General features: G+C 69.4%; 22 protein-coding genes and 1 riboswitch. Of the genes, 14 read left to right on the top strand and 8 right to left on the bottom strand.

The window, feature by feature from the left end; translation table 11 throughout:
• The first annotated feature begins 238 nt into the window (after nucleotides 1-238).
• Complete coding sequence (locus ACIA8D_RS13395; protein WP_266713954.1) at nucleotides 239-652, top strand: anti-sigma regulatory factor; 414 nt, start codon at nucleotides 239-241, stop codon at nucleotides 650-652.
• Entirely contained in the window at nucleotides 649-1692 is a 1044-nt protein-coding gene (locus ACIA8D_RS13390) for an RNA polymerase sigma factor SigF (protein WP_399231615.1), read from the top strand. Before ACIA8D_RS13395 ends, ACIA8D_RS13390 begins: the two co-directional genes overlap by 4 nt.
• Nucleotides 1693-1774: 82 nt before the next feature.
• On the opposite strand, the gene ACIA8D_RS13385 is transcribed toward ACIA8D_RS13390, so the two are convergent.
• Nucleotides 1775-2218: a hypothetical protein gene (locus ACIA8D_RS13385; protein WP_399231614.1), complete on the bottom strand. Its 444-nt coding sequence runs from the start codon at nucleotides 2216-2218 to the stop codon at nucleotides 1775-1777.
• A 126-nt stretch (nucleotides 2219-2344) separates the two neighbouring features.
• Between ACIA8D_RS13385 and ACIA8D_RS13380 the strand changes: the two genes are divergently transcribed.
• Nucleotides 2345-3313, top strand: coding sequence for a diacylglycerol/lipid kinase family protein (locus tag ACIA8D_RS13380; protein ID WP_399231612.1), 969 nt, complete (start codon nucleotides 2345-2347; stop codon nucleotides 3311-3313).
• A gap of 321 nt (nucleotides 3314-3634) precedes the next feature.
• Complete coding sequence (locus ACIA8D_RS13375) at nucleotides 3635-3892, top strand: WhiB family transcriptional regulator (RefSeq protein ID WP_016639615.1); 258 nt, start codon at nucleotides 3635-3637, stop codon at nucleotides 3890-3892.
• Nucleotides 3893-4097: 205 nt separating this feature from the next.
• On the opposite strand, the gene ACIA8D_RS13370 is transcribed toward ACIA8D_RS13375, so the two are convergent.
• Both ACIA8D_RS13370 and ACIA8D_RS13365 read right to left on the bottom strand, forming a co-directional pair.
• The gene (locus ACIA8D_RS13370; RefSeq protein WP_399231863.1) at nucleotides 4098-5564 is read right to left on the bottom strand and encodes a sensor histidine kinase; all 1467 of its coding nucleotides are present in this window, start codon (nucleotides 5562-5564) and stop codon (nucleotides 4098-4100) included.
• Between the two features lie 343 nt (nucleotides 5565-5907).
• Nucleotides 5908-6972 carry an SIS domain-containing protein gene (locus tag ACIA8D_RS13365; protein WP_399231609.1) on the bottom strand — a complete coding sequence of 355 codons (1065 nt, stop codon included), beginning with the start codon at nucleotides 6970-6972 and terminating at the stop codon, nucleotides 5908-5910.
• Between the two features lie 242 nt (nucleotides 6973-7214).
• Between ACIA8D_RS13365 and nagB the strand changes: the two genes are divergently transcribed.
• Nucleotides 7215-8000: a glucosamine-6-phosphate deaminase gene (gene nagB / locus ACIA8D_RS13360; protein WP_399231607.1), complete on the top strand. Its 786-nt coding sequence runs from the start codon at nucleotides 7215-7217 to the stop codon at nucleotides 7998-8000.
• Nucleotides 8001-8122: 122 nt separating this feature from the next.
• Here the strand turns inward: nagB and ACIA8D_RS13355 are convergent, their stop codons facing one another.
• The 4 genes from ACIA8D_RS13355 to ACIA8D_RS13340 all read right to left on the bottom strand — a co-directional run bounded on the left by ACIA8D_RS13355 (nucleotide 8123) and on the right by ACIA8D_RS13340 (nucleotide 12877).
• On the bottom strand, nucleotides 8123-9607 hold the full coding sequence (locus ACIA8D_RS13355) for a glycoside hydrolase family 3 protein (RefSeq protein ID WP_399231606.1): 1485 nt from the start codon (nucleotides 9605-9607) through the stop codon (nucleotides 8123-8125).
• A gap of 9 nt (nucleotides 9608-9616) precedes the next feature.
• A complete protein-coding gene (locus ACIA8D_RS13350) occupies nucleotides 9617-10471 on the bottom strand; it encodes a carbohydrate ABC transporter permease (protein WP_399231605.1) in 855 nt (284 codons plus the stop codon).
• Nucleotides 10468-11475 carry a carbohydrate ABC transporter permease gene (locus tag ACIA8D_RS13345; RefSeq protein WP_399231603.1) on the bottom strand — a complete coding sequence of 336 codons (1008 nt, stop codon included), beginning with the start codon at nucleotides 11473-11475 and terminating at the stop codon, nucleotides 10468-10470. Before ACIA8D_RS13345 ends, ACIA8D_RS13350 begins: the two co-directional genes overlap by 4 nt.
• A 97-nt stretch (nucleotides 11476-11572) precedes the next feature.
• A complete protein-coding gene (locus ACIA8D_RS13340; protein ID WP_399231602.1) occupies nucleotides 11573-12877 on the bottom strand; it encodes a sugar ABC transporter substrate-binding protein in 1305 nt (434 codons plus the stop codon).
• Nucleotides 12878-13285: 408 nt separating this feature from the next.
• Here ACIA8D_RS13340 and ACIA8D_RS13335 point away from each other — a divergent pair, with 408 nt between their 5' ends.
• The 9 genes from ACIA8D_RS13335 to ACIA8D_RS13295 all read left to right on the top strand — a co-directional run bounded on the left by ACIA8D_RS13335 (nucleotide 13286) and on the right by ACIA8D_RS13295 (nucleotide 23761).
• Nucleotides 13286-14050 (top strand): GntR family transcriptional regulator, encoded by a 765-nt coding sequence (locus ACIA8D_RS13335; protein ID WP_399231600.1) that lies wholly within the window; start codon nucleotides 13286-13288, stop codon nucleotides 14048-14050.
• Between the two features lie 161 nt (nucleotides 14051-14211).
• Nucleotides 14212-16353: a carbon starvation CstA family protein gene (locus ACIA8D_RS13330; protein WP_399231599.1), complete on the top strand. Its 2142-nt coding sequence runs from the start codon at nucleotides 14212-14214 to the stop codon at nucleotides 16351-16353.
• Nucleotides 16322-16525, top strand: a complete 204-nt coding sequence (locus ACIA8D_RS13325; protein ID WP_399231598.1) for a YbdD/YjiX family protein — start codon at nucleotides 16322-16324, stop codon at nucleotides 16523-16525. Before ACIA8D_RS13330 ends, ACIA8D_RS13325 begins: the two co-directional genes overlap by 32 nt.
• A gap of 126 nt (nucleotides 16526-16651) precedes the next feature.
• A complete protein-coding gene (locus ACIA8D_RS13320; RefSeq protein WP_399231596.1) occupies nucleotides 16652-16924 on the top strand; it encodes a DUF3311 domain-containing protein in 273 nt (90 codons plus the stop codon).
• Nucleotides 16921-18552, top strand: a complete 1632-nt coding sequence (gene mctP, locus ACIA8D_RS13315; protein WP_399231594.1) for a monocarboxylate uptake permease MctP — start codon at nucleotides 16921-16923, stop codon at nucleotides 18550-18552. The genes ACIA8D_RS13320 and mctP overlap by 4 nt, the downstream gene beginning before the upstream one ends.
• Before the next feature lie 103 nt (nucleotides 18553-18655).
• Nucleotides 18656-19156, top strand: coding sequence for a GNAT family N-acetyltransferase (locus tag ACIA8D_RS13310; RefSeq protein WP_399231592.1), 501 nt, complete (start codon nucleotides 18656-18658; stop codon nucleotides 19154-19156).
• A 94-nt stretch (nucleotides 19157-19250) separates the two neighbouring features.
• Nucleotides 19251-19329: riboswitch (cobalamin riboswitch) on the top strand.
• 148 nt (nucleotides 19330-19477) lie between these two features.
• Complete coding sequence (locus ACIA8D_RS13305; RefSeq protein ID WP_399231590.1) at nucleotides 19478-21835, top strand: ribonucleoside-diphosphate reductase subunit alpha; 2358 nt, start codon at nucleotides 19478-19480, stop codon at nucleotides 21833-21835.
• On the top strand, nucleotides 21835-22851 hold the full coding sequence (locus ACIA8D_RS13300) for a ribonucleotide-diphosphate reductase subunit beta (RefSeq protein ID WP_399231588.1): 1017 nt from the start codon (nucleotides 21835-21837) through the stop codon (nucleotides 22849-22851). The genes ACIA8D_RS13305 and ACIA8D_RS13300 overlap by 1 nt, the downstream gene beginning before the upstream one ends.
• A 79-nt stretch (nucleotides 22852-22930) precedes the next feature.
• Nucleotides 22931-23761: a class I SAM-dependent methyltransferase gene (locus tag ACIA8D_RS13295; protein ID WP_399231585.1), complete on the top strand. Its 831-nt coding sequence runs from the start codon at nucleotides 22931-22933 to the stop codon at nucleotides 23759-23761.
• On the opposite strand, the gene ACIA8D_RS13290 is transcribed toward ACIA8D_RS13295, so the two are convergent.
• Nucleotides 23743-23907 carry a hypothetical protein gene (locus tag ACIA8D_RS13290; protein ID WP_399231583.1) on the bottom strand — a complete coding sequence of 55 codons (165 nt, stop codon included), beginning with the start codon at nucleotides 23905-23907 and terminating at the stop codon, nucleotides 23743-23745. The two genes, ACIA8D_RS13295 and ACIA8D_RS13290, sit on opposite strands and share 19 nt — an antisense overlap.
• Nucleotides 23908-23949: the final 42 nt, after the last annotated feature.

Here is a 23949-nt window from a genome sequence, read left to right as displayed (position 1 = left end):
TTCGATGCACTGACGCCTGGGTAACTCAAACCGGCGCCCGCTCTTTCCAATTGAGCCCGCACACCCTCTAGCCACTGTCCGTACCCGTAGGCTTACTATGAGTGACAGCAATGGGCCGGGGGTCCCCGGGACAGGAAAGTCGGGCGCGCGGTAGCGTCACCGCAGATATAAGTGGCGCATCACCCGGGGGACGACGCCTCCGGAGCCCGAAAGTGCTTGTACCACCTTGGAGGTGAGGGTGTCCCAGATCGCAGGCGACCCCGGAAATCAGGACTTCGTGGAAGTCCGACTCCCGGCTGCGGGTGCCTACCTGTCGGTGCTGCGTACGGCGACGGCCGGCCTCGCAGCGCGTTTGGACTTCACCCTCGACGAGATCGAGGACCTGCGCATCGCCGTCGACGAGGCCTGCGCGATCCTGCTTCAGCAGGCCGTCGCGGGCTCCGTCCTCAGCTGCGTGTTCCGGCTGGTCGACGACTCCTTGGAGGTGACGGTCTCCGCGCCGACGACCGACGGCCGGGCCCCGGAGCGCGACACGTTCGCGTGGACGGTTCTGTCGGCCCTCGCGGGCCAGGTCGACTCCACGGTGGCCGAGGACAAGACCGTCTCCATCAGCCTCTACAAGAAGCGCGGCGCGGGCCCCGGCCCGACGTGAGGAACGGGGACGGTCCGGTGCGGGAAGACAAGCGCGGCACACGGGATCTCCCGGCCGACGGCACAGGCGGGATGCAGCGGCCGACCACCGGCCTCCCCGAGCAGCAGGCCCGGCCACACCCAGAGGACGCTGCGGACACGGCGGACCCGGCGACCGACGCGGCACAGCAGGCAGCGCCGCCCCCGGGGGCCGTACTTCGCGGGGGCTCAGGGGGATCGGACGCGCGACGGGCGGGATTGATGAGCGACCACGAGCGACACGGTGAGCAGCACGACCGACACGATCCACGGGACCGCAGCGGTGCGCGGGCGATGTTCATCGAGCTGCGCACCATGAAGGCCGACAGCCCGGAGTACGCCGAGCTGCGCAATCAGCTCGTGCGCATGCATCTGCCGCTGGTCGAGCACCTGGCCCGCCGCTTCCGCAATCGCGGCGAGCCCCTGGACGACCTCACCCAGGTCGCGACGATCGGGCTGATCAAATCGGTCGACCGTTTCGACCCCGAGCGCGGCGTGGAGTTCTCCACGTACGCGACGCCGACGGTCGTCGGCGAGATCAAGCGGCACTTCCGCGACAAGGGCTGGGCCGTGCGCGTGCCCCGCCGCCTCCAGGAGCTGCGCCTGGCCCTGACGACGGCGACCGCGGAGCTGTCCCAGCTGCACGGCCGCTCCCCCACGGTCCACGAACTGGCCGAGAAGCTGGCCATCTCCGAGGAGGAGGTCCTGGAGGGCCTGGAGTCGGCCAACGCGTACTCCACGCTGTCCCTGGACGTCCCGGACACGGACGACGAGTCCCCGGCGGTCGCGGACACGCTGGGCGCCGAGGACGAGGCGCTGGAGGGCGTCGAGTACCGCGAGTCGCTCAAGCCGCTCCTGGAGGACCTGCCGCCGCGCGAGAAGCGGATCCTGCTCCTTCGCTTCTTCGGGAACATGACGCAGTCGCAGATCGCCCAGGAGGTCGGCATCTCTCAGATGCACGTCTCCCGGCTGCTGGCCCGCACGCTGGCCCAGCTCCGGGACAGGCTCCTCGTCGAGGAGTGAGCCACGCACATGCATGCGATGAGAAGGCGCCCGGAGCGGAATCCGCTCCGGGCGCCTTCTCATCGCACTGTTGGGTCGCGCCCTACTGGGAGGACCCCGGCGTACGGATGCCCAGGGCGCGCGTGGTCTCCCGGTTGACGAGCAGCACCAGCGCGCCGATCGACACGGCGGCGAGCGCGATGCCGGCCCCGATGGCCATGCTGTCGGCCTGCAACAGCGTGTAGGCGACGGGCAGCGCCATGATCTGCGTGATGATCGCGGGGCCGCGGCTCCAGCTCTTGCGGGCGAGCAGTCCGCGAGCGGCGAACAGCGGCAGCAGCGCGAGCACGATGAGCGTGACACCGCCGGTGACGGCCTGCTCCGGGTTGTCGGGGTGCCCGGCGAGGCCCGCGACGAGCATGTAGGCGCCGCCCACGACGAGCGCGAGTCCTTCGAGCCCGGCGAGGGCCGCGGCGGCGGTCAGCCGGCCGGGACGCGGGGCGTCGTCTTCGACGGGTTCGGGGGCGGGGTTCTGCTCTGAGGTCACCTTTGCAGCGTAGCCGCCCGCCGAAGCCGCCCCGAAGCCCGGACCCCACGCGGAAACCGCGCGAACCCCTGCCCGACGCCCACCTCGGTCTGGGCCCGATCAAGGGCGCTGGGTACGCTGCCTTGCATGCGTGCACTCCTCGTGGTCAATCCGGCGGCAACCACCACCAGCGCGCGCACGCGTGATGTCCTGATCCACGCGTTGGCGAGCGAGATGAAGCTCGAGGCCGTGACCACCGAGTACCGGGGCCACGCGCGCGACCTCGGCCGGCAGGCCGCGGAGAGCAAGGACATCGAGCTGGTCGTCGCCCTCGGTGGCGACGGCACGGTCAACGAGGTCGTGAACGGCCTGCTGCACCACGGCCCCGACCTCGACAGGCTGCCCGGCCTCGCGGTCGTCCCGGGCGGCTCCACGAACGTCTTCGCGCGCGCCCTCGGCCTGCCGAACCACCCCGTGGAGGCCACGGGACAGCTCCTGGACGCCCTGCGCGAGGGCCGCCGGCGCACGGTGGGCCTCGGCCTCGCCTCGGGCACCGCGGGCACGGAGGACGAGGGCGTGCCGTCCCGCTGGTTCACCTTCGCCTCGGGCCTCGGCTTCGACGCGGGCGTGGTCGGCCGGGTCGAGCAGCAGCGCGAGCGCGGCAAGCGTTCGACGCATGCCCTGTACGTGCGACAGGTGGTGCGCCAGTTCCTCGGCGAGGCCGACCGCCGGCACGGCACGATCACGCTCGAACGGCCGGGTGAGGATCCGGTCACCGATCTCGTGGTCTCCATAGTCAGCAACACCTCGCCGTGGTCCTTCCTGGGCAACCGGCCGCTGTATCCGACACCCCAGGCGTCCTTCGACACCGGCCTTGACGTGCTGGGACTCAAGAAACTCTCCACTCCCGCGGTGGCCCGCTACGGCACCCAGCTGCTGGCTTCGACGCCCGAACGCGGACCGCACGGAAAGAACGCGGTCACGCTCCACGACCTGACGGACTTCACCTTGCATTCGAAGGCGCCCCTGCCCCTTCAGATGGACGGTGACCACCTGGGACTGCGGACCAGCGTGACGTTCACAGGCGTACGCCGTGCACTGCGTGTGATTGTGTGAGTGGAAGGGACTAAAGTCCTTCATCTCGAACGTTTGGGCTGGCATCCACCCCATAGAAGTACGGCTGTGACCTAGCCGACACCGAGGAATCAAAAAAAACTTTCCGGAAGGGGTTGTATCCGCCGCCGAGGTTTGCGAATCTCTACATGGCGCTCGGGACGGCCCGAAACATCGGCCCCACAGAGAGCCCGAATCCCCTCCTCAAAGCAACGGACATCCGTCGCAGATGTGACGTTCGTCCGGTTCATTTGTTGAGGGATTCGTGAAAGCGTTCACATTCACAAGCAACTTGCACAGTCATACCAAGGAGAGGTAGCAGCCATGGACTGGCGTCACAACGCCGTTTGCCGCGAGGAAGACCCCGAGCTCTTCTTCCCCATCGGCAACACCGGTCCTGCGCTGCTGCAGATCGAGGAAGCCAAGGCCGTCTGCCGCCGCTGCCCCGTCATGGAGCAGTGCCTGCAGTGGGCGCTCGAGTCCGGCCAGGACTCCGGCGTCTGGGGTGGCCTCAGCGAGGACGAGCGCCGCGCGATGAAGCGCCGCGCCGCTCGCAACCGGGCCCGTCAGGCCTCCGCCTGATCCCCACCCCGTTCGAGCCTGAGCCCGGCGGCGCGTACATCGAGTACGCATCTCCCGCCCCCGAGCCGCAGCGCGCAGTACCCCCGATGCTCCCCAGGCTCAGCCCGGGACACAGCCCGGGCTAGGAGACGAACAGTGAGCCCCGGACCGTTCAGCGGTCCGGGGCTCACTGCTGTTCGGGCACCGAAGTGCGTGCCCCGCAGAGCTATTTGCTGCTGCGTACGGGGATGTCGAGGATGACCTGCGTGCCGCGCTCCGGTGCGGGCACCATGTCGAACGTTCCGCCGAGCTCGCCCTCCACCAGCGTGCGTACGATCTGCAGGCCCAGGTTCCCGGCGCGCTTCGGGTCGAAGTTCTCCGGCAGACCAACGCCGTCGTCCTGGACGGTGACCAGGAGTCGGGCCTCCTTGCTGGTGCCGCCGCGCACGGCCGAGACCTCCACGGTGCCGGTGTCGCCCTGCCGGAAGCCGTGCTCAAGCGCGTTCTGCAGCACTTCGGTGAGGACCATGGACAGCGGGGTCGCCACCTCGGCGTCGAGGATGCCGAAGTGACCGGTGCGCCGGCCCACCACCTGACCCGGTGAGATCTCCGCCACCATGGCGAGCACCCGGTCGGCGATCTCGTCGAACTCCACGCGCTCGTCCAGGTTCTGGGAGAGCGTCTCGTGCACGATCGCGATGGAACCGACCCGGCGGACCGCCTCCTCCAGCGCCTCGCGTCCCCGGTCGGAGCCGATGCGGCGGGCCTGGAGGCGGAGCAGCGCGGCGACCGTCTGGAGATTGTTCTTCACCCGGTGGTGGATCTCCCGGATGGTCGCGTCCTTGGTGATCAACTCGCGTTCGCGGCGACGCAGTTCGGTGACGTCGCGCAGCAGGACCAGCGAACCGATGCGCGGCCCCTTGGGCTTGAGCGGGATCGCGCGCAGCTGGATCGAGCCCTCCTCGCCCTCGATCTCGAACTCGCGCGGCGCCCAGCCGCTGGCCACCTTGGCGAGCGCCTCGTCCACCGGGCCGCGGGACGGGGCGAGTTCGGCGGTCGTCGTGCCGAGGTGGTGGCCGACCAGATCGGCCTGGAAGCCCAACCGGTGGTACGCGGACAGGGCGTTGGGCGAGGCGTACTGGACCACGCCGTCCGCGTCGAGCCGGATCAGGCCGTCGCCCGCGCGCGGGGAGGCGTCCATGTCGACCTGCTGGTCCGGGAACGGGAAGGTGCCGGCCGCGATCATCTGCGCGAGGTCGGAGGCCGACTGCAAATAGGTCAGCTCCAGGCGCGAGGGCGTACGGACGGTGAGCAGGTTGGTGTTGCGCGCGATGACGCCGAGGATCCGGCCCTCCCTGCGTACGGGGATGGACTCCACCCGCACCGGGACCTCCTCGCGCCACTCGGGGTCGCCCTCGCGCACGATGCGGCCCTCGTCGAGCGCGACGTCCAGCATGGGGCGGCGGCCGCGCGGGACGAGGTGGCCGACCATGTCGTCCTGGTAGGACGTCGGACCGGTGTTGGGCCGCATCTGGGCCACGGACACGTATCGCGTGCCGTCATGGGTGGGGACCCACAGGACGAGGTCGGCGAAGGAGAGGTCGGAGAGCAACTGCCACTCCGAGACCAGCAGATGGAGCCACTCGAGATCGGAGTCACCGAGGGCGGTGTGCTGGCGGACGAGATCGTTCATGGAGGGCACGAGCCGAGCTTAACCGGCGGGGCACGGGGGTCCGAAAAGACCGACGGGCCGCGGCGCCGGGGGTCGGGACCCTCAGCCCTTCCCCTAGCACCGCAGCCCTTCAGGTGCACCGGCTTCCAGGTGTGCGGTCCCGGCTGCCGATCGAGGATCCGACGCGGTCAGGGCAGAGAGCGTCGGGTCCTCTGTCCGTCCTCCTGTGCGGGGAGGGCGGAAGCCACAGTTACGCATTGTGGACTAGACCATTCTCCATGTCCATGCGTCGGCAGAGGTTTGTTCTCCGCATCCGCACTTGCTCAACGTACGACCTTCCTCACGAGTGCCGGGCGGATTCGGTTCACCTGGTCTCCGTCACCTTCGCCAGCGCGCGCGGGGCGTCGGGGTCCTGGCCACGGGCGATGGTCACCTCGTAGACGAGCAGCTGGAGCGGGAGGATCTCGAGCACCGGTTGCACCTCCTCCGCCACCCCGGCGGTCGGCAGCACGAAGCCGGCGCTGGCGCCGGCCACCTGGGCCTCGGGGCCGACCACCATCAGATCGGCGCCGCGCCCGCGCAGCCGGTCGAGGACGGGCTGGAGGGCGTCCCCGCCGCGGCCGTCGGTGACCACGGCGATCACCGGGGAGATGTTGTCGACCATGGCGAGCGGGCCGTGCAGCAGATCGGCGCCGGAGTACGCGAGGGCGGGGATGTAGCTGGTCTCCATCAGCTTGAGGGCCGCTTCCTTGGCCGTCGGATAGCCGTAGCCGCGGGAGGTGATCACCATGCGCCCGGCGAAGCGGTAGCGGGCGGCGAGGGTGCGGACCTCGTCCTGGCGGGCCAGGATCCGGTCGGCATGGTCGGGCAGCACGGCGGCGGCGGCCCCGTCGCCGTCCCGCAGCCCCTCCACGAAGAGGTACAGGGCGAGCAGCGAGGCGGTGTACGTCTTCGTCGCGGGCAGAGCCTTCTCCGGCCCGGCCATGATGTCGATGTGGTGCTCGGAGACGGCGGCCAGCGGGGAGTCCGGGTTGTTGGTCACGGCGAGGGTGATCGCGCCTACCTCGCGGGCGGCCTTGGTCGAGGCGACCAGGTCGGGCGAGCCGCCGGACTGGCTGACCGTGATCACCAGGACGTCGCGCAGATCGGGGCGGGCGCCGTAGGCCGTCGTGGTGGACATCGAGGCCAGACCGCAGGGCAGGCCCAGGCGGATTTCGAGCAGGTACTTGGCGTAGAGCGCGGCGTTGTCGGAGGTGCCGCGGGCGGTGAGCAGGACGAAGCGGGGGGCGCGGTCGGCGACCCGGCGGGCCACCTCCCGGATGCGCGGGGCGCCGGTGGCGAGTAGGCGCCGCAGCACGTCGGGCTGCTCGTGCATCTCCCGCGTCATGATCCGGCCGGGGCGCTCCGGGACGGACGGAGTGGCGGTCATACGGGCACCTCCGGTGGGGCGACGGGGGCCGGGCCGCCGTCGAGGGGCCCCGGGCACCTTCCACTGTGGCCGCACCGCGCCCGCGCCGCCCACCGGGCGGCTTCGAGGTGCCGGGCCCCGGCGCAGCGCCGAGCATGGACGAAGAGGTGTGGTGAAGGGCCTGACCGGCGGGGTCGCGCTCTGTTAGATTGGTCTATACCACATGTCATCCCGTCTCCTCTGACCAGAACGGCAGGCCCAGCGTGGAAGTTGTGATCGTTCCGGACGCCAAGGCAGGTGGCGAGCTGATCGCCGAGGCCATGGCCCAGCTGCTGCGGCGCAAGCCCGACGCGCTGCTCGGTGTGGCCACCGGCTCGACCCCGCTGCCCATCTACGAGGCCCTGGCGGCCCAGGTGAGCGCCGGCGCGGTCGACGCGTCGAAGGCGCGGATCGCCCAGCTCGACGAGTACGTGGGGCTGCCGACCGGGCACCCCGAGTCGTACCGGGCGACGGTGCTGCGACAGGTCGTCGAGCCGCTCGGGCTGAGCGAGGCGGCGTTCATGGGGCCCGACGGCAGCGCCGCCGACGTGCAGGCCGCCTGCGAGGCGTACGACAACGCGCTCGTCGAGGCCGGGGGCGTGGATCTGCAGCTCCTCGGGATCGGCACGGACGGGCACATCGGCTTCAACGAGCCGTGCTCCTCGATCGCCTCGCGGACCCGGATCAAGACGCTGACCGAGCAGACCATCGCGGACAACGCGCGGTTCTTCGACGGGGACCTGAGCCAGGTGCCGCGGCATGTGATCACGCAGGGCATCGGGACGATCCTGGAGGCGCGGCACCTCGTGCTGCTCGCCACCGGTGAGGGCAAGGCGGACGCGGTCGCCGCGACCGTCGAGGGCCCGGTCGCCTCCGTGGTGCCGGCCTCCGCGCTGCAACTGCACCCGCACGCGACGGTGGTGGTCGACGAGGCGGCCGCGTCGAAGCTGAAGCTCGCGGACTACTTCCGGCACACATACGCCAACAAGCCGGAGTGGCAGGGGCTGTAGGCCGCTCGCGTGCCAAGCCGCAGGGGCATATCAAGCCCCTGCGGCGATTGAGCAGGCCCTTCAAGCCCCTGCGGCGATTGAGCAGCGGGGTCCGGGGCAGAGCCCCGAAGCCCCGGCTGGGCTCAAGCCCCCGTGATCGCCTCCGCCGCAGCGACCCCACACACCCGCGCCGCACCGTACGTAGCGACGTGCAACGCACCACGCGGCGCAGCCTGCGGCACACCCATCTCGACGACGACCGTGTCCGGCCGCGCGGCCAGCAGCTCGTCCAGGGCCCGGGCCATCCACGGATGCCGGTGTTCGTCGCGGACGACCGCCACCACGCGCCGCTCCCCCGCGGCGGCAAGTGCGGCGGATCCCGCGTCGGCGCCGGTGTAGGAGCCGGTGGTGGTGCCGGGCAGCAGGCGTTCGAGCTCGGCAGCGACGCCCCAGGGGGTCTCGTCGCCGACCGCGATGTTGGCGACGGGCGTGAAGGCCGCGACGTGCACGGGCCCCGTCGCCGCCGCCGCGTGCTCCCCGCGCGTCACCGTGACCGCGCGGCGTGCCGCGTCGAGCCCCACCTCGGGGCGGACCGCCGCGGTTCCGGGGCGGGCCGACGCCGTCGCCCACGTCGACAGCGCGCGGACCCGCGCCGCCGCGTCCGCGAGGCGTTCCTCCGGGAGTTCACCGGAGCGCACCGCGCCCACGAGGGCGTCGCGCAGCCGCAGCACCGTGTCGTCGTCGGCGAGCCCGCCGCCCACGCAGATCGCGTCGGCGCCCGCGGCGATGGCGAGGACGCTGCCGCGCTCGATGCCGTACGTGGCGGAGATGGCCTGCATCTCCATGCCGTCCGTGACGATCAGGCCCTCGTAGCCGAACTCCTCGCGCAGCAGGCCGGTGAGGATGCGACGCGACAACGTTGCCGGGTACTCCGGGTCGAGCGCGGGCACCAGGATGTGCGCGCTCATCACGGCCCGCGAGCCAGCCGCGATGGCCGCGCGGAACGGGGCGAGGTCACGGGCGTGCAGCACGTCCAGGCCGACGTCGATGCGCGGCACGTCGTGGTGCGAGTCGACCGCCGTGTCCCCGTGCCCCGGGAAGTGCTTCGCGCAGGCGGCGACGCCGGCGGATTGCAGTCCCTCGACGTACGCGGCGGTGTGCCGGGCCACGAGGGCGGTGTCCGCGCCGAAGGAACGTACGCCGATCACCGGGTTGTCCGGGTTGGCGTTGACGTCGGCGGAGGGCGCCCAGTTGAGGTTGACCCCGCACTCCGCGAGCCGACGGCCGAGCTCGGCGGCCACCGCGTGGGTGAGTGCCGTGTCGTCGACCGCGCCGAGCGCGTGGTTGCCCGGGAAGGAGGAGCCGGTGCGGACCTCCAGACGGGTGACGTCACCGCCCTCCTCGTCGATGGCGACCAGGACGTCGCCGCGCTCGGACCTCAATTGGGCGGTGAGGGCCGCCAGTTGCTCGGGCGTGGCGATATTGCGCCCGAACAGCCCGACCGACGCGAGCCCCTCGCCGAGCCGGCGCAGCAGCCAGTCGGGCGCCGATGTGCCGGTGAACCCGGGCTGCAGGACGGTGAGGGCGTCGCGCGTCAGAGTGTCGGAACCACGTGTCAATGTCGTCATCTGGTGGCGTTATCCCTTCACGGCGCCGGAAGTGAGTCCCGTGGCCATCTTCTTCTGAATGAACATGAAGAAGACCACCACCGGCAGAGCGATCATCGTGGACGCGGCCATCAACGCGCCGTAATCGGTGCCTCGTTCGGTCGTGAACGTCATCAGCCACACATTAAGCGTGTACTTCGAGTCCTCGTTCATCAGGATGTACGCGAACAGGTACTCGTTCCACGCGTTGACGAGGGCGAAGATCGAGGAGGCGGCGAGGCCGGGGGCGAGCAGCGGGAAGACGACGCGGCGGAACGCGCCCATGCGCGTACAGCCGTCGACCATCGCCGACTCCTCCAGCTCCACGGGGATGTTGACCACGAAGCCGCGGATCATCACCGTGGCGAAGGGCAGCGTGGAGACGAGGTAGACGACGATGACGCCCCAGTACTCGTTGAGTCCGCCCATCGCGTTGAGCTGGGTGTAGATGGGGATGAGCATCGCGGTCGGCGGCAGCATCTGGACCAGGATCAGCGCCATGAGCAGCGCGCGCCGGCCGGTGAATCGGAAGCGTCCGATGGCGAGCGCCGCGAGGGTCGCGATGACCATGCCGCCGACGACGGCGGTGATCGAGATGATGAGGCTGGACTGGATCGCGGTGCCGAAGTTCGGCTGCTTCACGGCGCGGGCGAAGTTGTCGAAGGTGATCGACGACGGCCACAGCGTCTGGTCGTAGGAACGGATCTCGTGGTTGGGGCGCAGTGCCGAGATGATCAGCCAGTAGACCGGGAAGGCCATCACGACGGCGATGACGAGCCCGAGAACGTTGTAGCCGAGCCTGGTCTTCTTGCGGTCGGGGCGCAGCCCCGCCGTGGAGGCGCTCATTCGACCTCTCCTGTCTTCATGAGCTGGCGCAGGTAGTACACGGCCACCCCGGAGAGCAGCAGCACGGTGATCAGGGCGATGGCGGTGCCCTGGCTGAAGGACGTCGAGGTGAACGCCTTGGAGAAGGAGTAGAGACCGAGGGTCTCGTAGTCCGGTTCGGGCTTGTTGCCGCGCAGCAGCCAGATCTGCCCGAAGACGTTGAAGTCCCAGATCACCGAGAGCGTGGTGACCATGATGAAGACGGGCTTGATGACCGGCCAGGTGACGAAGCGGAAGACGCCGAGGGCGGTGGCGCCGTCGAGCTGGGCGGCCTCCTCGAGCTCCGCGGGCACCTGGGTGAGGGCCGCGTACAGGGTGATCACGACGAACGGGACGGCGCCCCAGATGACCAGCGCGGCGATGATCGAGAAGCCCTGGAGCGGGTCGAGGAACCAGTTGTGTCCGAGGAAGTCCTCGCCGGCGACCTTGGCGATGAGCGTGTTGATTAGGCCGTAGTCGGAGTCGGCGAGCCAGCGGAAGATCGAGGAGGCGACGAGCAGCGGCATCGACCAGGCGGCGATCAGGGCCGTGGTGAGCGTCAGCCGTACCCAGGTCGTCAGGCGCAGCATCAGCAGGGAGATCAGCAGGCCGATCGCCATGGTGAGCGCGACGCAGACCACCATGAAGACCACCGTGCGGACGGTGACCTGCCAGAACTCCGCGTCGCCGAGGATGTTGGTGAACTGGTCCAGGCCGACCCACGGCGGGCTCTCACCCGTCCACAGCTCGCGGCGCCCCATGTCCTGGAAGGACATGATCACGGTCTTGACCAGGGGGTACGCATAGACAGCGGCCAGCGCGACGATCGCCGGCAGGATCAGGAGGTAAGGGAGCGACGCCCCCTTCTTCCGCGGGGGGCGGCCGGGGCCTCGGGGGCCCTTGGTGCCCTTGGTGAGCACCTCCCCTTCCGGAGAGCCCGCCGCGAGGGGCGGCGGCCCGGCGGCCTTGGTGTCGGCGGCAGTCACGTGGCTGACCTTTCTCGTTCTCAGCGAAGCGGAGAAGAGGGGGAACGGCGGGGCCGGTCGGTGCCGGCCCCGCCCCTCGCTCCGGAGCCCCGAAGGCTCAGGACTCCTTGTTGATCAGCTCGTCGATCTTCGCGTCGGCCGCCTTGGTGGCCGACGCGACGGACTTGCCCTTGAGGATGTCGAGAAGCATGTTCTTCAGGACCTCCTCCTTCTCGATCGCGGTCCAGCCCGGGGCGATCGGCGTGAACCAGGCGCTCTCCACCGCGTTCGCCGCCGCCTCGGTCTCCTTCTTCTCCTTCAGCGGCTGCAACTGCTTGGTGTTGCTCGGCAGCACGTTCTTGGCGGTGAGGACCTCCTGGGACTTCTCGCTCGTGAACATGGAGATCCAGTCCTGGGCGAGGTCCGCGTTCTTCGACTTCTGCGTGACGGCGAGGTCGGAGCCGCCGACGAAGGACGGCAGGGTCTTGCCGTTCGGGCCCGGCATGGAGGCGACGGCGATCTTGTCCTTCAGCTTCGGGTTGCCGTTGGCCTTGCCGTCGACGACGGAGCCGGCCTCCCAGCCGTTGCCGTACAGCACGCCGGCCTTCTCGTTGGCCATCACGTTGGCGTGGTCCTGCTCGTCCTTGGTGATGTCGCCCTTGTTGTACTTCTTCACCAGGTCGATGAAGTGCTGGATGCCCTCCTGCGACTTGGCGTCGGAGAGGGAGCCCTTCCACTTCTTGGTGCCGTCGTCGTACGTGGCGATCTGACCGCCGTACGCCTGGACGTAGGACATGGCGGCGTACCAGTAGCGGCCCGGCAGGTACAGCGAGGAGAAGCGCTTGTCCTTGGCGCCCTGCTTTGCCGTCTCCTTGTCCATCGCCTTGAGGAAGGCCGCCTCGTCGGTGGGCAGCTCGGCGGAGCCGGTGGCCGACTTCAGCAGGTCCTTGTTGTAGATGGCGACGCGCGCGCTGGAGTAGTACGGGACGCAGTACATCTTGCCCTCGAAGGAGCAGGTGTCCTTGAGGCCCTTGATCCAGGAGTCGCTGTTGTCGTACTTCTTCGGGTCGATCTCGGCGAGCGCCCCGTTGAGGATGTACTGCATGGTCTCGGTGTTGCCGAGCTCGACGACGTCCGGGAACTTGTCGCCGCCCAGGGCGGTGTCGAGCTTCTTGGCCTTGTCCGCCCACTGCTGGTACGAGACGTTGACCTTGACCTTCGGGTACTTCTTCTTGAACTGCGCGTTGACGTCCTTGACGAGCCCGGGCCAGGTGCTCTGCGCGTCCACCATCAGCCAGACCGTGACGGCGCCGGTGCGGTCCTTCGGGTCCTTGCCGGCGTCACTGCCGCCGTCGCCCCCGCACGCCGCGACCGCGGACATCATGGCCGCGACGCCAACGGCCGCTATGAGCTTGCGCTTCATGTCACCCTCCTCAGGGATCCCTGCAACCCCCCACCCACAGCGATGACATACGGCGCACACGCACCTGCGTACGCGGATACGGCTGATGGGACTGGGACCTGATCTTTAATGGTGTAGACCAGTACGGGGAGCTTGGCCCAGACCAATAGGGCTGTCAAGGGTCGTCGAGAGAGGTCCCCGTGTCCGTTATCGGAACGACACCCGCCAGACGGGGCACGGCCGTTGGGCCCTTCAAGCAACTCCGGCGGGTGGACTAGACCAGACGTTCAGCGGGCGGTATAAGAAGGGATCACGGTGCGTGCGAGAAGGCTCAAAGGGAGTTCCTCCGAGCGAGCCGTGCCACGATGTGAGCCGTGGCCGACGGGGGCGAAAAAGGTCGCATCGGCACCGGAGCCGGGAAGGCGGAGCATGAGCACCGACGTCAGCAGTGCGGAGAACGAGAGCGGGGCGCCCGTCCGCACCGCACGCGTGCCCAAGTACTACCGCCTCAAGAAGCACCTGCTCGACATGACGGAGACACTGCCGCCCGGCACCCCCGTCCCGCCCGAGCGCACGCTCGCCGCCGAGTTCGACACCTCCCGCACCACCGTCCGCCAGGCGCTCCAGGAGCTCGTCGTCGAGGGCCGGCTCGAGCGGATCCAGGGCAAGGGCACCTTCGTCGCCAAGCCCAAGGTCTCCCAGGCGCTGCAACTCACCTCGTACACCGAGGACATGCGGGCCCAGGGCCTGGAGCCGACCTCGCAGCTGCTCGACATCGGCTACGTCACCGCCGACGAGACGCTCGCACACCTCCTCGACATCACCACGGGCGGCCGCGTCCTGCGCATCGAGCGGCTGCGCCTCGCGAGCGGCGAGCCGATGGCGATCGAGACCACGCACCTGTCGGCCAAGCGCTTCCCGGCGCTGCGCCGCAGCCTCGCCAAGTACACCTCCCTCTACACGGCGCTCGCCGAGGTCTACGACGTGCACCTCGCCGAGGCCGAGGAGACCATCGAGACCTCGCTGGCCACACCGCGCGAGGCGGGCCTGCTCGGCACGGACGTGGGCCTGCCGATGCTGATGCTCTCCCGCCACTCGATCGACGGTTCGGGGCAGCCGGTGGAGTGGGTGCGGTCGGTCTACCGCGGCGACCGGTACAAGTTCGTGGCCCGACTGAAGCGGCCCACGGACTGAAGCGGCCCACGGACTGAAGCAGCAGCCGGACCGGCCGTCCGCGCGGCCTCAACTCCCTTGCCCGGTAACGGAGTAGATGCTTTCCCGCACGCGGTGTAGCGCAGCTCACACCCTCTGGCTTACGGTCCTCCCGTCGTCGCATGGACGGGGAGGACAGACCGGTGCGTACCGCTTCTCCTAGAACCATCATTCTGTGGACCGTCGTCGCCCTGGTGGGCGCGGCCGGCTGGTCCGTACTCGCGCTCTCCCGCGGCGAGGAGGTCTCCGCCGCGTGGATGGTGGCCGCCGCCCTCGGGTCGTACGCCATCGCCTACCGCTTCTACGCGAAGTTCATCGCGAACAAGGTGCTGAAGGTCGACGCGAAGCGGGCCACGCCCGCCGAGCGGCTCAACAACGGCATCGACTTCCATCCCACGGACCGGCGCGTGCTCCTCGGGCACCACTTCGCCGCCATCGCGGGGGCGGGCCCGCTGGTCGGCCCCGTGCTCGCCGCGCAGATGGGATATCTGCCGGGCACCATCTGGATCATCGTCGGCGTGATCTTCGCGGGCGCCGTCCAGGACATGGTCGTGCTGTTCTTCTCGACGCGGCGCGACGGGCGTTCGCTCGGGCAGATGGCGCGCGAGGAGATCGGCCCGTTCGGCGGGGCCGCCGCCCTGGTCGCCGCGTTCGCCATCATGATCATCCTGCTCGGAGTGCTCGCCCTGGTCGTGGTGAACGCGCTGGCCGAGTCGCCCTGGGGCACCTTCTCCATCGCGATGACGATCCCGATCGCCCTGCTCATGGGCTTCTATCTGCGCGTGCTGCGGCCCGGACGGGTCTCCGAGGTGTCGCTGATCGGCGTCGCGCTGCTGCTCATCGCGCTGATCGCGGGCCGCTGGGTCGCCGAGTCCTCCTGGGCGGACACCTTCACGCTCGCGCCGTCCACGCTCGTCATCTGGATGGTGATCTACGGGTTCGTCGCCTCGGTGCTTCCGGTGTGGATGCTGCTCGCGCCGCGCGACTACCTGTCCACGTTCATGAAGCTCGGCACCATCGCGCTGCTCGCCATCGGCGTCGTGATCGCGCTGCCGACGCTGAAGATGGACGCGGTCACCGACTTCGCCTCGCGCGGCGACGGGCCGGTCTTCGCGGGCTCGCTGTTCCCCTTCGTCTTCATCACCATCGCGTGCGGCGCCCTGTCCGGCTTCCACGCGCTGATCTCGTCCGGCACGACGCCGAAGATGATCCAGAAGGAGACGCAGGTCCGGATGATCGGCTACGGCTCCATGCTGATGGAGTCGTCGGTGGCCGTGATGGCGCTCGTCGCCGCGTCGATCATCGACCCCGGCCTGTACTTCGCGATGAACGCGCCCGCGGGCGTCATCGGCGACAGCGTGCAGTCCGCGTCCCAGGCCGTCGCGAACTTCGGGTACTCGATCTCCCCCGCGGAGCTCGCGCAGGCCGCGAAGAACGTCGAGGAGTCGAGCCTGCTGTCCCGTACGGGCGGTGCGCCGACGCTCGCCGTCGGTGTCTCGGAGATCTTCTCGCAGGTGACCGGGGGCGGACTGCGCGCCTTCTGGTACCACTTCGCGATCATGTTCGAGGCGCTGTTCATCCTGACCGCGCTCGACGCCGGCACCCGCGTGGGCCGCTTCATGCTCCAGGACATGCTGGGCAACGTCTACAAGCCGTTCAAGAACATCAGCTGGAAGCCGGGACTCATCCTCACCAGCGCCGTCGTGGTCGGCCTGTGGGGGTACTTCCTGTGGGTCGGCGTGCACGAGCCGCTCGGCGGGATCAACCAGCTCTTCCCGATCTTCGGCATCTCCAACCAGCTGCTCGCCGCGGTCGCCCTCGCGGTCTGCACGACGCTGCTTGTGAAGTCGGGGCGGCTCAAGTGGGCGTGGATCACCGGGGTCCCGCTGGTCTGGGACACCGTCGTGACGCTGACGGCGAGCTGGCAGAAGGTGTTCTCGTCCGATCCGCGGGTCGGCTTCTTCCAGCAGCGTTCCAACTACCAGGACGCCATCGACGCGGGCAAGGTCCTGCCACCCGCGAAGACCATGGACGACATGCACACCGTGGTCACCAACTCCACGGTGGACGGCGTCCTTTCGGCCGCGCTCGCGCTCCTCATCGTCGTGGTGGTCCTCGACGCGCTGCGGGTATGCGTGAAGCACGTACGGAACCCGCAGTCCTCGAAGCTGAGCGAGGCACCGTACGTCGAGTCCACGCTGGTGGCACCGGCCGGGCTCGTCCCCACACAGCAGGAGAAGGCGGAGGCGCGCGATGCCGGCGTCGGCAGTGCTACGGGTGGCTAGGTATGTGCGCTGGTTCGTCCGGGAGTTGACGGACGAGAGCGCCTACGAGCGGTACGTGACGCACCTCGGGCAGACCCACCCGGGGGCGTCCGTACCGTCCCGGCGCGAGTTCGAGCGCATGCGGACGGACCGCCAGGAATCGGACCCCCGACAGGGGTTCCGCTGCTGCTGACCGGGGCCGTGTACCCATCCGTTATTCGGACAGGGGTTCCGTAGATCAAGACTCTCGCTTAGATTTCCCGCACGTTAAACGTGAGATAAGTGGGATCTCTGATGAGCGAGGGGAACGGAACCGCGAATGTCCGATGCGCCTGAAGTGAAACAACCGGTGGTCACGCCGGTACGCGTGATCATTGCACTCTGTCTGGTCGCACCGTTCGTCGCGATGCTCTGGGTCAGCTCGTACGCCAAGGTCGACCCGGCCTTCATCGGCATCCCGTTCTTCTACTGGTACCAGATGCTCTGGGTGCTCATCTCGACCGCGCTCACGATGATCGCGTACAAGCTGTGGCAGCGCGATCAGCGCGCCCGTAAGGCCACTTCGGCCACTTCGGAAGGGGCGGGCGCGTGAACGGCGGCGTCAACGGTGTCGCACTCACCGTCTTCATCTTCTTCTTCGTGGCCGTCACGGTCATGGGCTTCCTCGCCGCGCGCTGGCGGAAGGCCGAGAACGAGGCCTCGCTCGACGAATGGGGCCTGGGCGGCCGCTCGTTCGGCACCTGGATCACCTGGTTCCTGCTCGGCGGCGACCTCTACACCGCGTACACCTTCGTCGCCGTCCCCGCGGCGATCTACGCGGCCGGCGCCTCCGGCTTCTTCGCGGTGCCGTACACCATCCTGGTCTACCCGCTGATCTTCACGTTCCTGCCGCGCCTGTGGTCGGTCTCGCACAAGCACGGGTACGTGACGACCTCGGACTTCGTGCGCGGGCGCTTCGGCTCCAAGGGGCTCTCGCTGGCGGTCGCGATCACCGGCATCCTCGCCACGATGCCGTACATCGCGCTCCAACTGGTCGGCATCCAGGCCGTGCTCGACGTGATGGGCGTCGGTGGCGGCGAGAACACCAACTGGTTCATCAAGGACCTGCCGCTGCTGCTCGCCTTCGGCGTGCTGGCCGCGTACACGTACTCGTCGGGCCTGCGGGCCCCCGCGCTGATCGCGTTCGTCAAGGACGGCCTGATCTACCTGGTCATCGCGGTCGCCATCATCTACATCCCGATCAAGCTGGGCGGCTTCGAGCACATCTTCTCGGCGGCGGGCGACAAGTTCGACGCCGCGAACGAGGCGGCGGGCAAACCGGTCGCGGGGCTCGCGCCCGGATCCTCGGGTACGTGGACGTACGCGACGCTCGCGCTCGGCTCCGCCCTGGCGCTGTTCATGTACCCGCACTCGATCACGGCGACGCTCTCCTCCAAGAGCCGCAACGTGATCCGCCGCAACACCACGATCCTGCCGCTGTACTCGCTGATGCTCGGCCTGCTGGCGCTGCTCGGGTTCATGGCGATCGCGGCCGGGATCAAGGTGCAGAACGGCCAGTTGGCAATCCCGCAGCTGTTCGAGGACATGTTCCCCGACTGGTTCACGGGCGTCGCCTTCGCCGCCATCGGCATCGGCGCGCTGGTCCCCGCGGCCATCATGTCCATCGCCGCGGCGAACCTGTTCACGCGCAACATCTACAAGGACTTCATCAAGCCGAACGCGACGCCCGCGCAGGAGACCAAGGTCTCCAAGCTGGTCTCGCTCCTGGTGAAGGTGGGCGCGCTGGCCTTCGTCCTGACCATGGACAAGACCGTCGCGATCAACTTCCAGCTGCTCGGTGGCATCTGGATCCTCCAGACGTTCCCGGCCCTGGTCGGCGGCCTGTTCACGCGCTGGTTCCACCGCTGGGCGCTGCTCGCCGGCTGGGCGGTCGGCATGGTGTACGGCACGCTCGCCGCGTACGGCGTCGCGTCGCCGACGCAGAAGCACTTCGGCGGCTCGTCGGCGGAGATCCCCGGCATCGGCCAGATCGGCTACATCGGCATGACGGCGTTCGTCCTCAACGTCGTCGTCACCGTCGTCCTGACCTTCGTCCTCAAGGCGGTCAAGGCCCCGGACGGCGTCGACGAGACCTCGCCGGCCGACTACACGGCCGACGCGGGCGACAAGGGCGTCCAGGTCGAACTGCCCAAGGTCGGCGCGGAGGCGTCGGGTCACTAGGCACGTACAACTGAAGACTTCGGGCCCCTCCATCGCGGAGGGGCCCGAGGCATTTTCCGGAAACCGTTGCGACCACGGCCGCGGGTCGCGTAACCATGGCGTCGTGATCAGAACAGTGCGCCCCGATGAGTACGCCGTGCTCGGCGAGTTGAGTGCCCGCGCCTACCTGGGGAGCGGCCTCCTCGCGTTCGGCGAGGACGACTGGTACGCCGCCGAACTGCGCGACGTCGAGAAACGCGCGCGGCAGGCCGAGGTGCTCGTCGCCGAGGGACCGGGCGGCGAGGTCCTCGGCAGCGTCACCTACGTCCCCGCGCACGACCACCCGTACGCGGAGGTCTCCCGCGCCGGCGAGGCCGAGTTCCGGATGCTCGCGGTCGACGTCGAGGCGCGCGGCAAGGGCGTCGGCGAGGCGCTCGTGCGGGCCGTGATCGACCGGGCGCGCGCGGCCGGCAAGTCGGCGGTGGTGCTGTGCACGCAGCCGCTCGCGACCGCCTCGCACCGCCTCTACGAACGCCTGGGCTTCACCCGGATCCCGGACCGCGACTGGGCGCCGATCCCGGAAGTGACGCTGCGGGCGTACGAGTTGAAGCTGGCGGCCGACTGACGGCTTTGGCGCGAGAAAGGAACGCCGACACAACATATGGGGCTGACGCGAAAGCCCGGCACAACATGTATGCTCGCTCTCGCTGTCACCACAGGGGAATCCGGTGCGAATCCGGAACTGTCCCGCAACGGTGTACGTAGGCGTACAAAAACGCCCGCGTGAGTCCGATGACCTGTCGACGGCACGCCCGAGCCGTCCGGCCCGGGCGTCGACGACGTCCGGGCCTCGCGGAAAGGGCCGGTGGACGAGGGCCCGCCTTCGCGCGCCCGCGCTGCCGCCTCCTCCCCGCAGGCCCCGAGCCGAGCGAGGGAGAGCCTCCACGTGACCATCGCGCCCGCCGAACCGGTCTCAGCCACCCCCCAGGACGGCCCGGGTGCAGCCCTGCTGCGCACCCTGACCGAGCTGACCGCCGACCTCCCCGACGCCGACCCCGGCCGGATCGCCGCCGCCGCGCTGCGCGGCCGTTCGGCGCGGGCCGACGAGGCCGAGCTGCGCGATCTCGCCACCGAGGCCGCAGCCGGGCTGATCTCCGAGGACCCCGCCTACTCCCGGCTCGCCGCCCGCCTGCTCACCCGCTCCATCGCCGCCGAGGCCGCCACGCAGGGCGTCACGTCCTTCACGGAGTCGGTCGCGGTCGGCCACCGCGAGGGGCTGATCGCGGACCGCACGGCCGAGTTCGTATGGGTGCACGCGGCGCGCCTCGACGCGCTCATCGACGTCGCGGGCGACGACCGCTTCGGCTACTTCGGCCTGCGCACCCTGCACAGCCGCTACCTGCTGCGCCACCCGATCACCCGGCACGTCATCGAGACCCCGCAGCACTTCATGCTGCGCGTGGCCTGCGGCCTCGCCGAGGACGACAGCGCCCGCGCCCTGGACGAGGTCGCCGCGCTCTACGGCCTGATGAGCCGCCTCGACTACCTGCCCTCCTCCCCCACGCTCTTCAACTCGGGCACCCGGCACCCCCAGATGTCGAGCTGCTACCTGCTCGACTCCCCGCTGGACGAGCTCGACTCGATCTACGACCGGTACCACCAGGTCGCCCGCCTCTCGAAGCACGCGGGTGGCATCGGCCTCTCGTACTCCCGCATCCGCAGCCGCGGGTCGCTGATCCGCGGCACGAACGGGCACTCCAACGGCATCGTCCCGTTCCTGAAGACGCTCGACGCCTCGGTCGCCGCCGTGAACCAGGGAGGCCGCCGCAAGGGCGCCGCCGCGGTCTACCTGGAGACGTGGCACTCCGACATCGAGGAGTTCCTCGAGCTGCGCGACAACACCGGTGAGGACGCTCGCCGCACCCACAACCTGAACCTCGCGCACTGGATCCCGGACGAGTTCATGCGCCGGGTGAACGCGGACCAGCCGTGGTCGCTGTTCTCGCCGGCCGACGTGCCCGAGCTCGTCGACCTGTGGGGCGAGGAGTTCGACGTCGCGTACCGCAAGGCCGAGGCCGAGGGGAAGGCCCAGCGGACCATCCCGGCCCGCGATCTGTACGGCCGCATGATGCGCACCCTCGCGCAGACCGGCAACGGATGGCTGACCTTCAAGGACGCCGCCAACCGCACCGCCAACCAGACGGCGGAGCCCGGCAACACGGTCCACTCGTCCAACCTCTGCACGGAGATCCTGGAGGTGACGGACGACGGGGAGACGGCCGTCTGCAACCTGGGGTCCGTCAACCTCGGCGCCTTCGTGGACACGGCGACCGGCGACATCGACTGGCAGCGGCTCGACGAGACGGTCCGCACGGCCGTCACGTTCCTCGACCGCGTCGTCGACATCAACTTCTACCCGACGGACCAGGCGGGCCGCTCCAACGCGAAGTGGCGCCCGGTGGGCCTCGGCGCGATGGGCCTCCAGGACGTCTTCTTCAAGCTGCGCCTGCCGTTCGACTCGGCGGAGGCGAGGGCCCTGTCCACGCGGATCCAGGAGCGCATCATGCTCGCCGCGTACGAGGCCTCTGCCGACCTCGCCGAGCGCAACGGCCCGCTCCCCGCCTGGGAGCAGACCCGTACGGCCCGCGGCGTGCTGCACCCGGACCACTACGGCGTGGAGCTGACGTGGCCGGAGCGCTGGGCGGCGCTGCGGGAACGTATCGCCGATGTCGGCATGCGCAACTCCCTGCTCCTCGCCATCGCGCCGACGGCCACGATTGCCTCGATCGCCGGCGTCTACGAGTGCATCGAGCCGCAGGTCTCCAACCTGTTCAAGCGCGAGACGCTGTCCGGCGAGTTCCTCCAGATCAACGGCTACCTGATCGACGAACTGAAGAAGCTCGGCGTGTGGGACGCCCAGACCCGCGAGGCGCTGCGCGAGTCCAACGGCTCGGTGCAGGGCTTCACCTGGATCCCCGACGAGGTCCGCGCCCTGTACCGCACGGCGTGGGAGATCCCGCAGCGCGGCCTCATCGACATGGCGGCGGCGCGCACCCCGTTCCTCGATCAGGCCCAGTCCCTGAACCTGTTCATGGAGACGCCGACCATCGGCAAGCTCTCCTCGATGTACGCGTACGCCTGGAAGTCGGGCCTGAAGACGACGTACTACCTGCGCTCGCGCCCGGCGACGCGCATCGCGCGGGCGGCGGGCAACAGCACCGTCCCCGCGCAGACCGCGACGCCGGACCCGGACGCGGTCGCCTGCTCCCTGGAAAACCCCGAGTCCTGCGAGGCCTGCCAGTAATGACCACTTCTCCGGAAAAGAACCTGCTCGACCCGGGCTTCGAACTGACGCTGCGCCCCATGCGCTACCCGGACTTCTACGAGCGCTACCGCGACGCGATCAAGAACACCTGGACCGTGGAGGAGGTCGACCTCCACTCGGACGTCGCCGACCTCGCGAAGCTGTCGCCGGGTGAGCAGCACATGATCGGCCGGCTCGTGGCGTTCTTCGCGACGGGCGACTCGATCGTCGCGAACAACCTCGTCCTCACGCTCTACAAGCACATCAACTCCCCCGAGGCGCGCCTCTACCTCTCGCGCCAGCTCTTCGAGGAGGCCGTGCACGTCCAGTTCTACTTGACGCTGCTCGACACCTACCTGCCCGACCCGGAAGACCGGACGGCGGCGTTCGCGGCGGTGGAGAACATCCCCTCCATCCGCGAGAAGGCCGAGTTCTGCTTCAAGTGGATGGACTCGGTCGAGGAGATGGACCGCCTGGAGACGCAGGCGGACCGCCGCCGCTTCCTCCTCAACCTCATCTGCTTCGCGGCATGCATCGAGGGCCTGTTCTTCTACGGGGCGTTCGCCTACGTCTACTGGTTCCGCAGCCGCGGCCTGCTGCACGGCCTCGCCACCGGCACCAACTGGGTGTTCCGCGACGAGACGATGCACATGTCCTTCGCCTTCGACGTGGTCGACACGGTCCGCAAGGAGGAGCCGGAACTCTTCGACGACGCGCTCCAGCAGCAGGTCACCGACATGCTGCGGGAGGCGGTCGACGCGGAGCTGCAGTTCGGGCGCGACCTGTGCGGCGAGGGCCTGCCGGGCATGAACACCGACTCGATGCGCCAGTACCTGGAATGCGTCGCCGACCAGCGCCTCCAGCGCCTCGGCTTCGCCCCGATCTACGGCTCGGAGAACCCGTTCTCCTTCATGGAACTCCAGGGCGTCCAGGAACTGACCAACTTCTTCGAGCGCCGCCCCTCGGCGTACCAGGTGGCGGTCGAGGGCTCGGTGGGGTTCGACGAGGACTTCTGACCGGATCCGCCGGGGTGCTTCGGTGGGCGACGCATATTGAGATGCGCCGCCCACCACCCCCTGGTCAGACTTGCGGGGCATGACGACACCTCAGGTCGCAGACGAAGTCCTCGCCTACTACTCCACCCGCTTCGACGAGCACGCCCGGCTGGCCTCCTCCGCCGCGGGCGTGCTCGAACTCGTCCGTACGCAAGAGCTGTTGCGCAGATATCTGCCCACCGCCCCCGCCAGGGTGCTCGACGTCGGGGGCGGTCCCGGCGCACACGCCCGCTGGCTGGTCGAGGACGGGTACCGCGTCCATCTCGTCGACCCCGTGGAGCGGCACGTACGGGAAGCGGCGGGGGCCGGGTGCACCGTCGAGGTGGGCGACGCCCGTTCGCTGAGCGCCGCCGACGCGTCGTACGACGTCGTGCTGCTGCTCGGCCCGCTGTACCACTTGCCCGAACTGCCTGACCGAGCTCGGGTGTTGGCGGAGGCGCTGCGGGTGGTGCGGCCCGGTGGTCTTGTCGTGGCCTCAGGGATCCAGCGGTTCGCGGCGCTGTTCGACCACGCCGCGCACGGGCGGCTGCATCTCGACGGGCGTGAGGAGCGCTCGGGGCGGGTGCTCGCGAGCGGGGTGAACGAGGGGCGGGAGTTCACGTTCGCCTACTTCCACCGCGCCGAGGAACTGGCGGCGGAGGTGCGGGGCGCCGGGATCGACGGCGCCCGACTGTACGGGGTGGAGGGGCCCGGTGACTCGATGCTGAAGGCCGCCGAGGCCGCCACCGGGCTGCAAGTCCCTCAGGAATCCGATCTGTTCGTGTCGGCGTTGGCGGCCGCGAGGCTCGCCGAGTCCCATCCGGAGCTGCTCGTCGCGAGCTCGCATCTACTGGTCTTCGGGCACAGGCCCGGTCAGGCCGCCCTCTCGTAGCGGGAGCCTCGGTGGTCGGCGCGTCCGGCCGACGCGGCCCGGAGCTGCCGGTCGATGCGGCGGTCGTACGCCATGCCGTAGAGGGACGGGGCGGACAGGAGGAGGAAGACGAAGAGGACGGCGAGGTAGTTCATCGCTGTGTTCATGTCCTCCACTGTCCGCCCGTTCCGAACCGCGCGGCAGTGGCA

The organism is Streptomyces sp. NPDC051684 (assembly GCF_044453445.1).
GTDB lineage: Bacteria > Actinomycetota > Actinomycetes > Streptomycetales > Streptomycetaceae > Streptomyces.
This window is presented reverse-complemented; position numbering and strand designations above follow the sequence as displayed.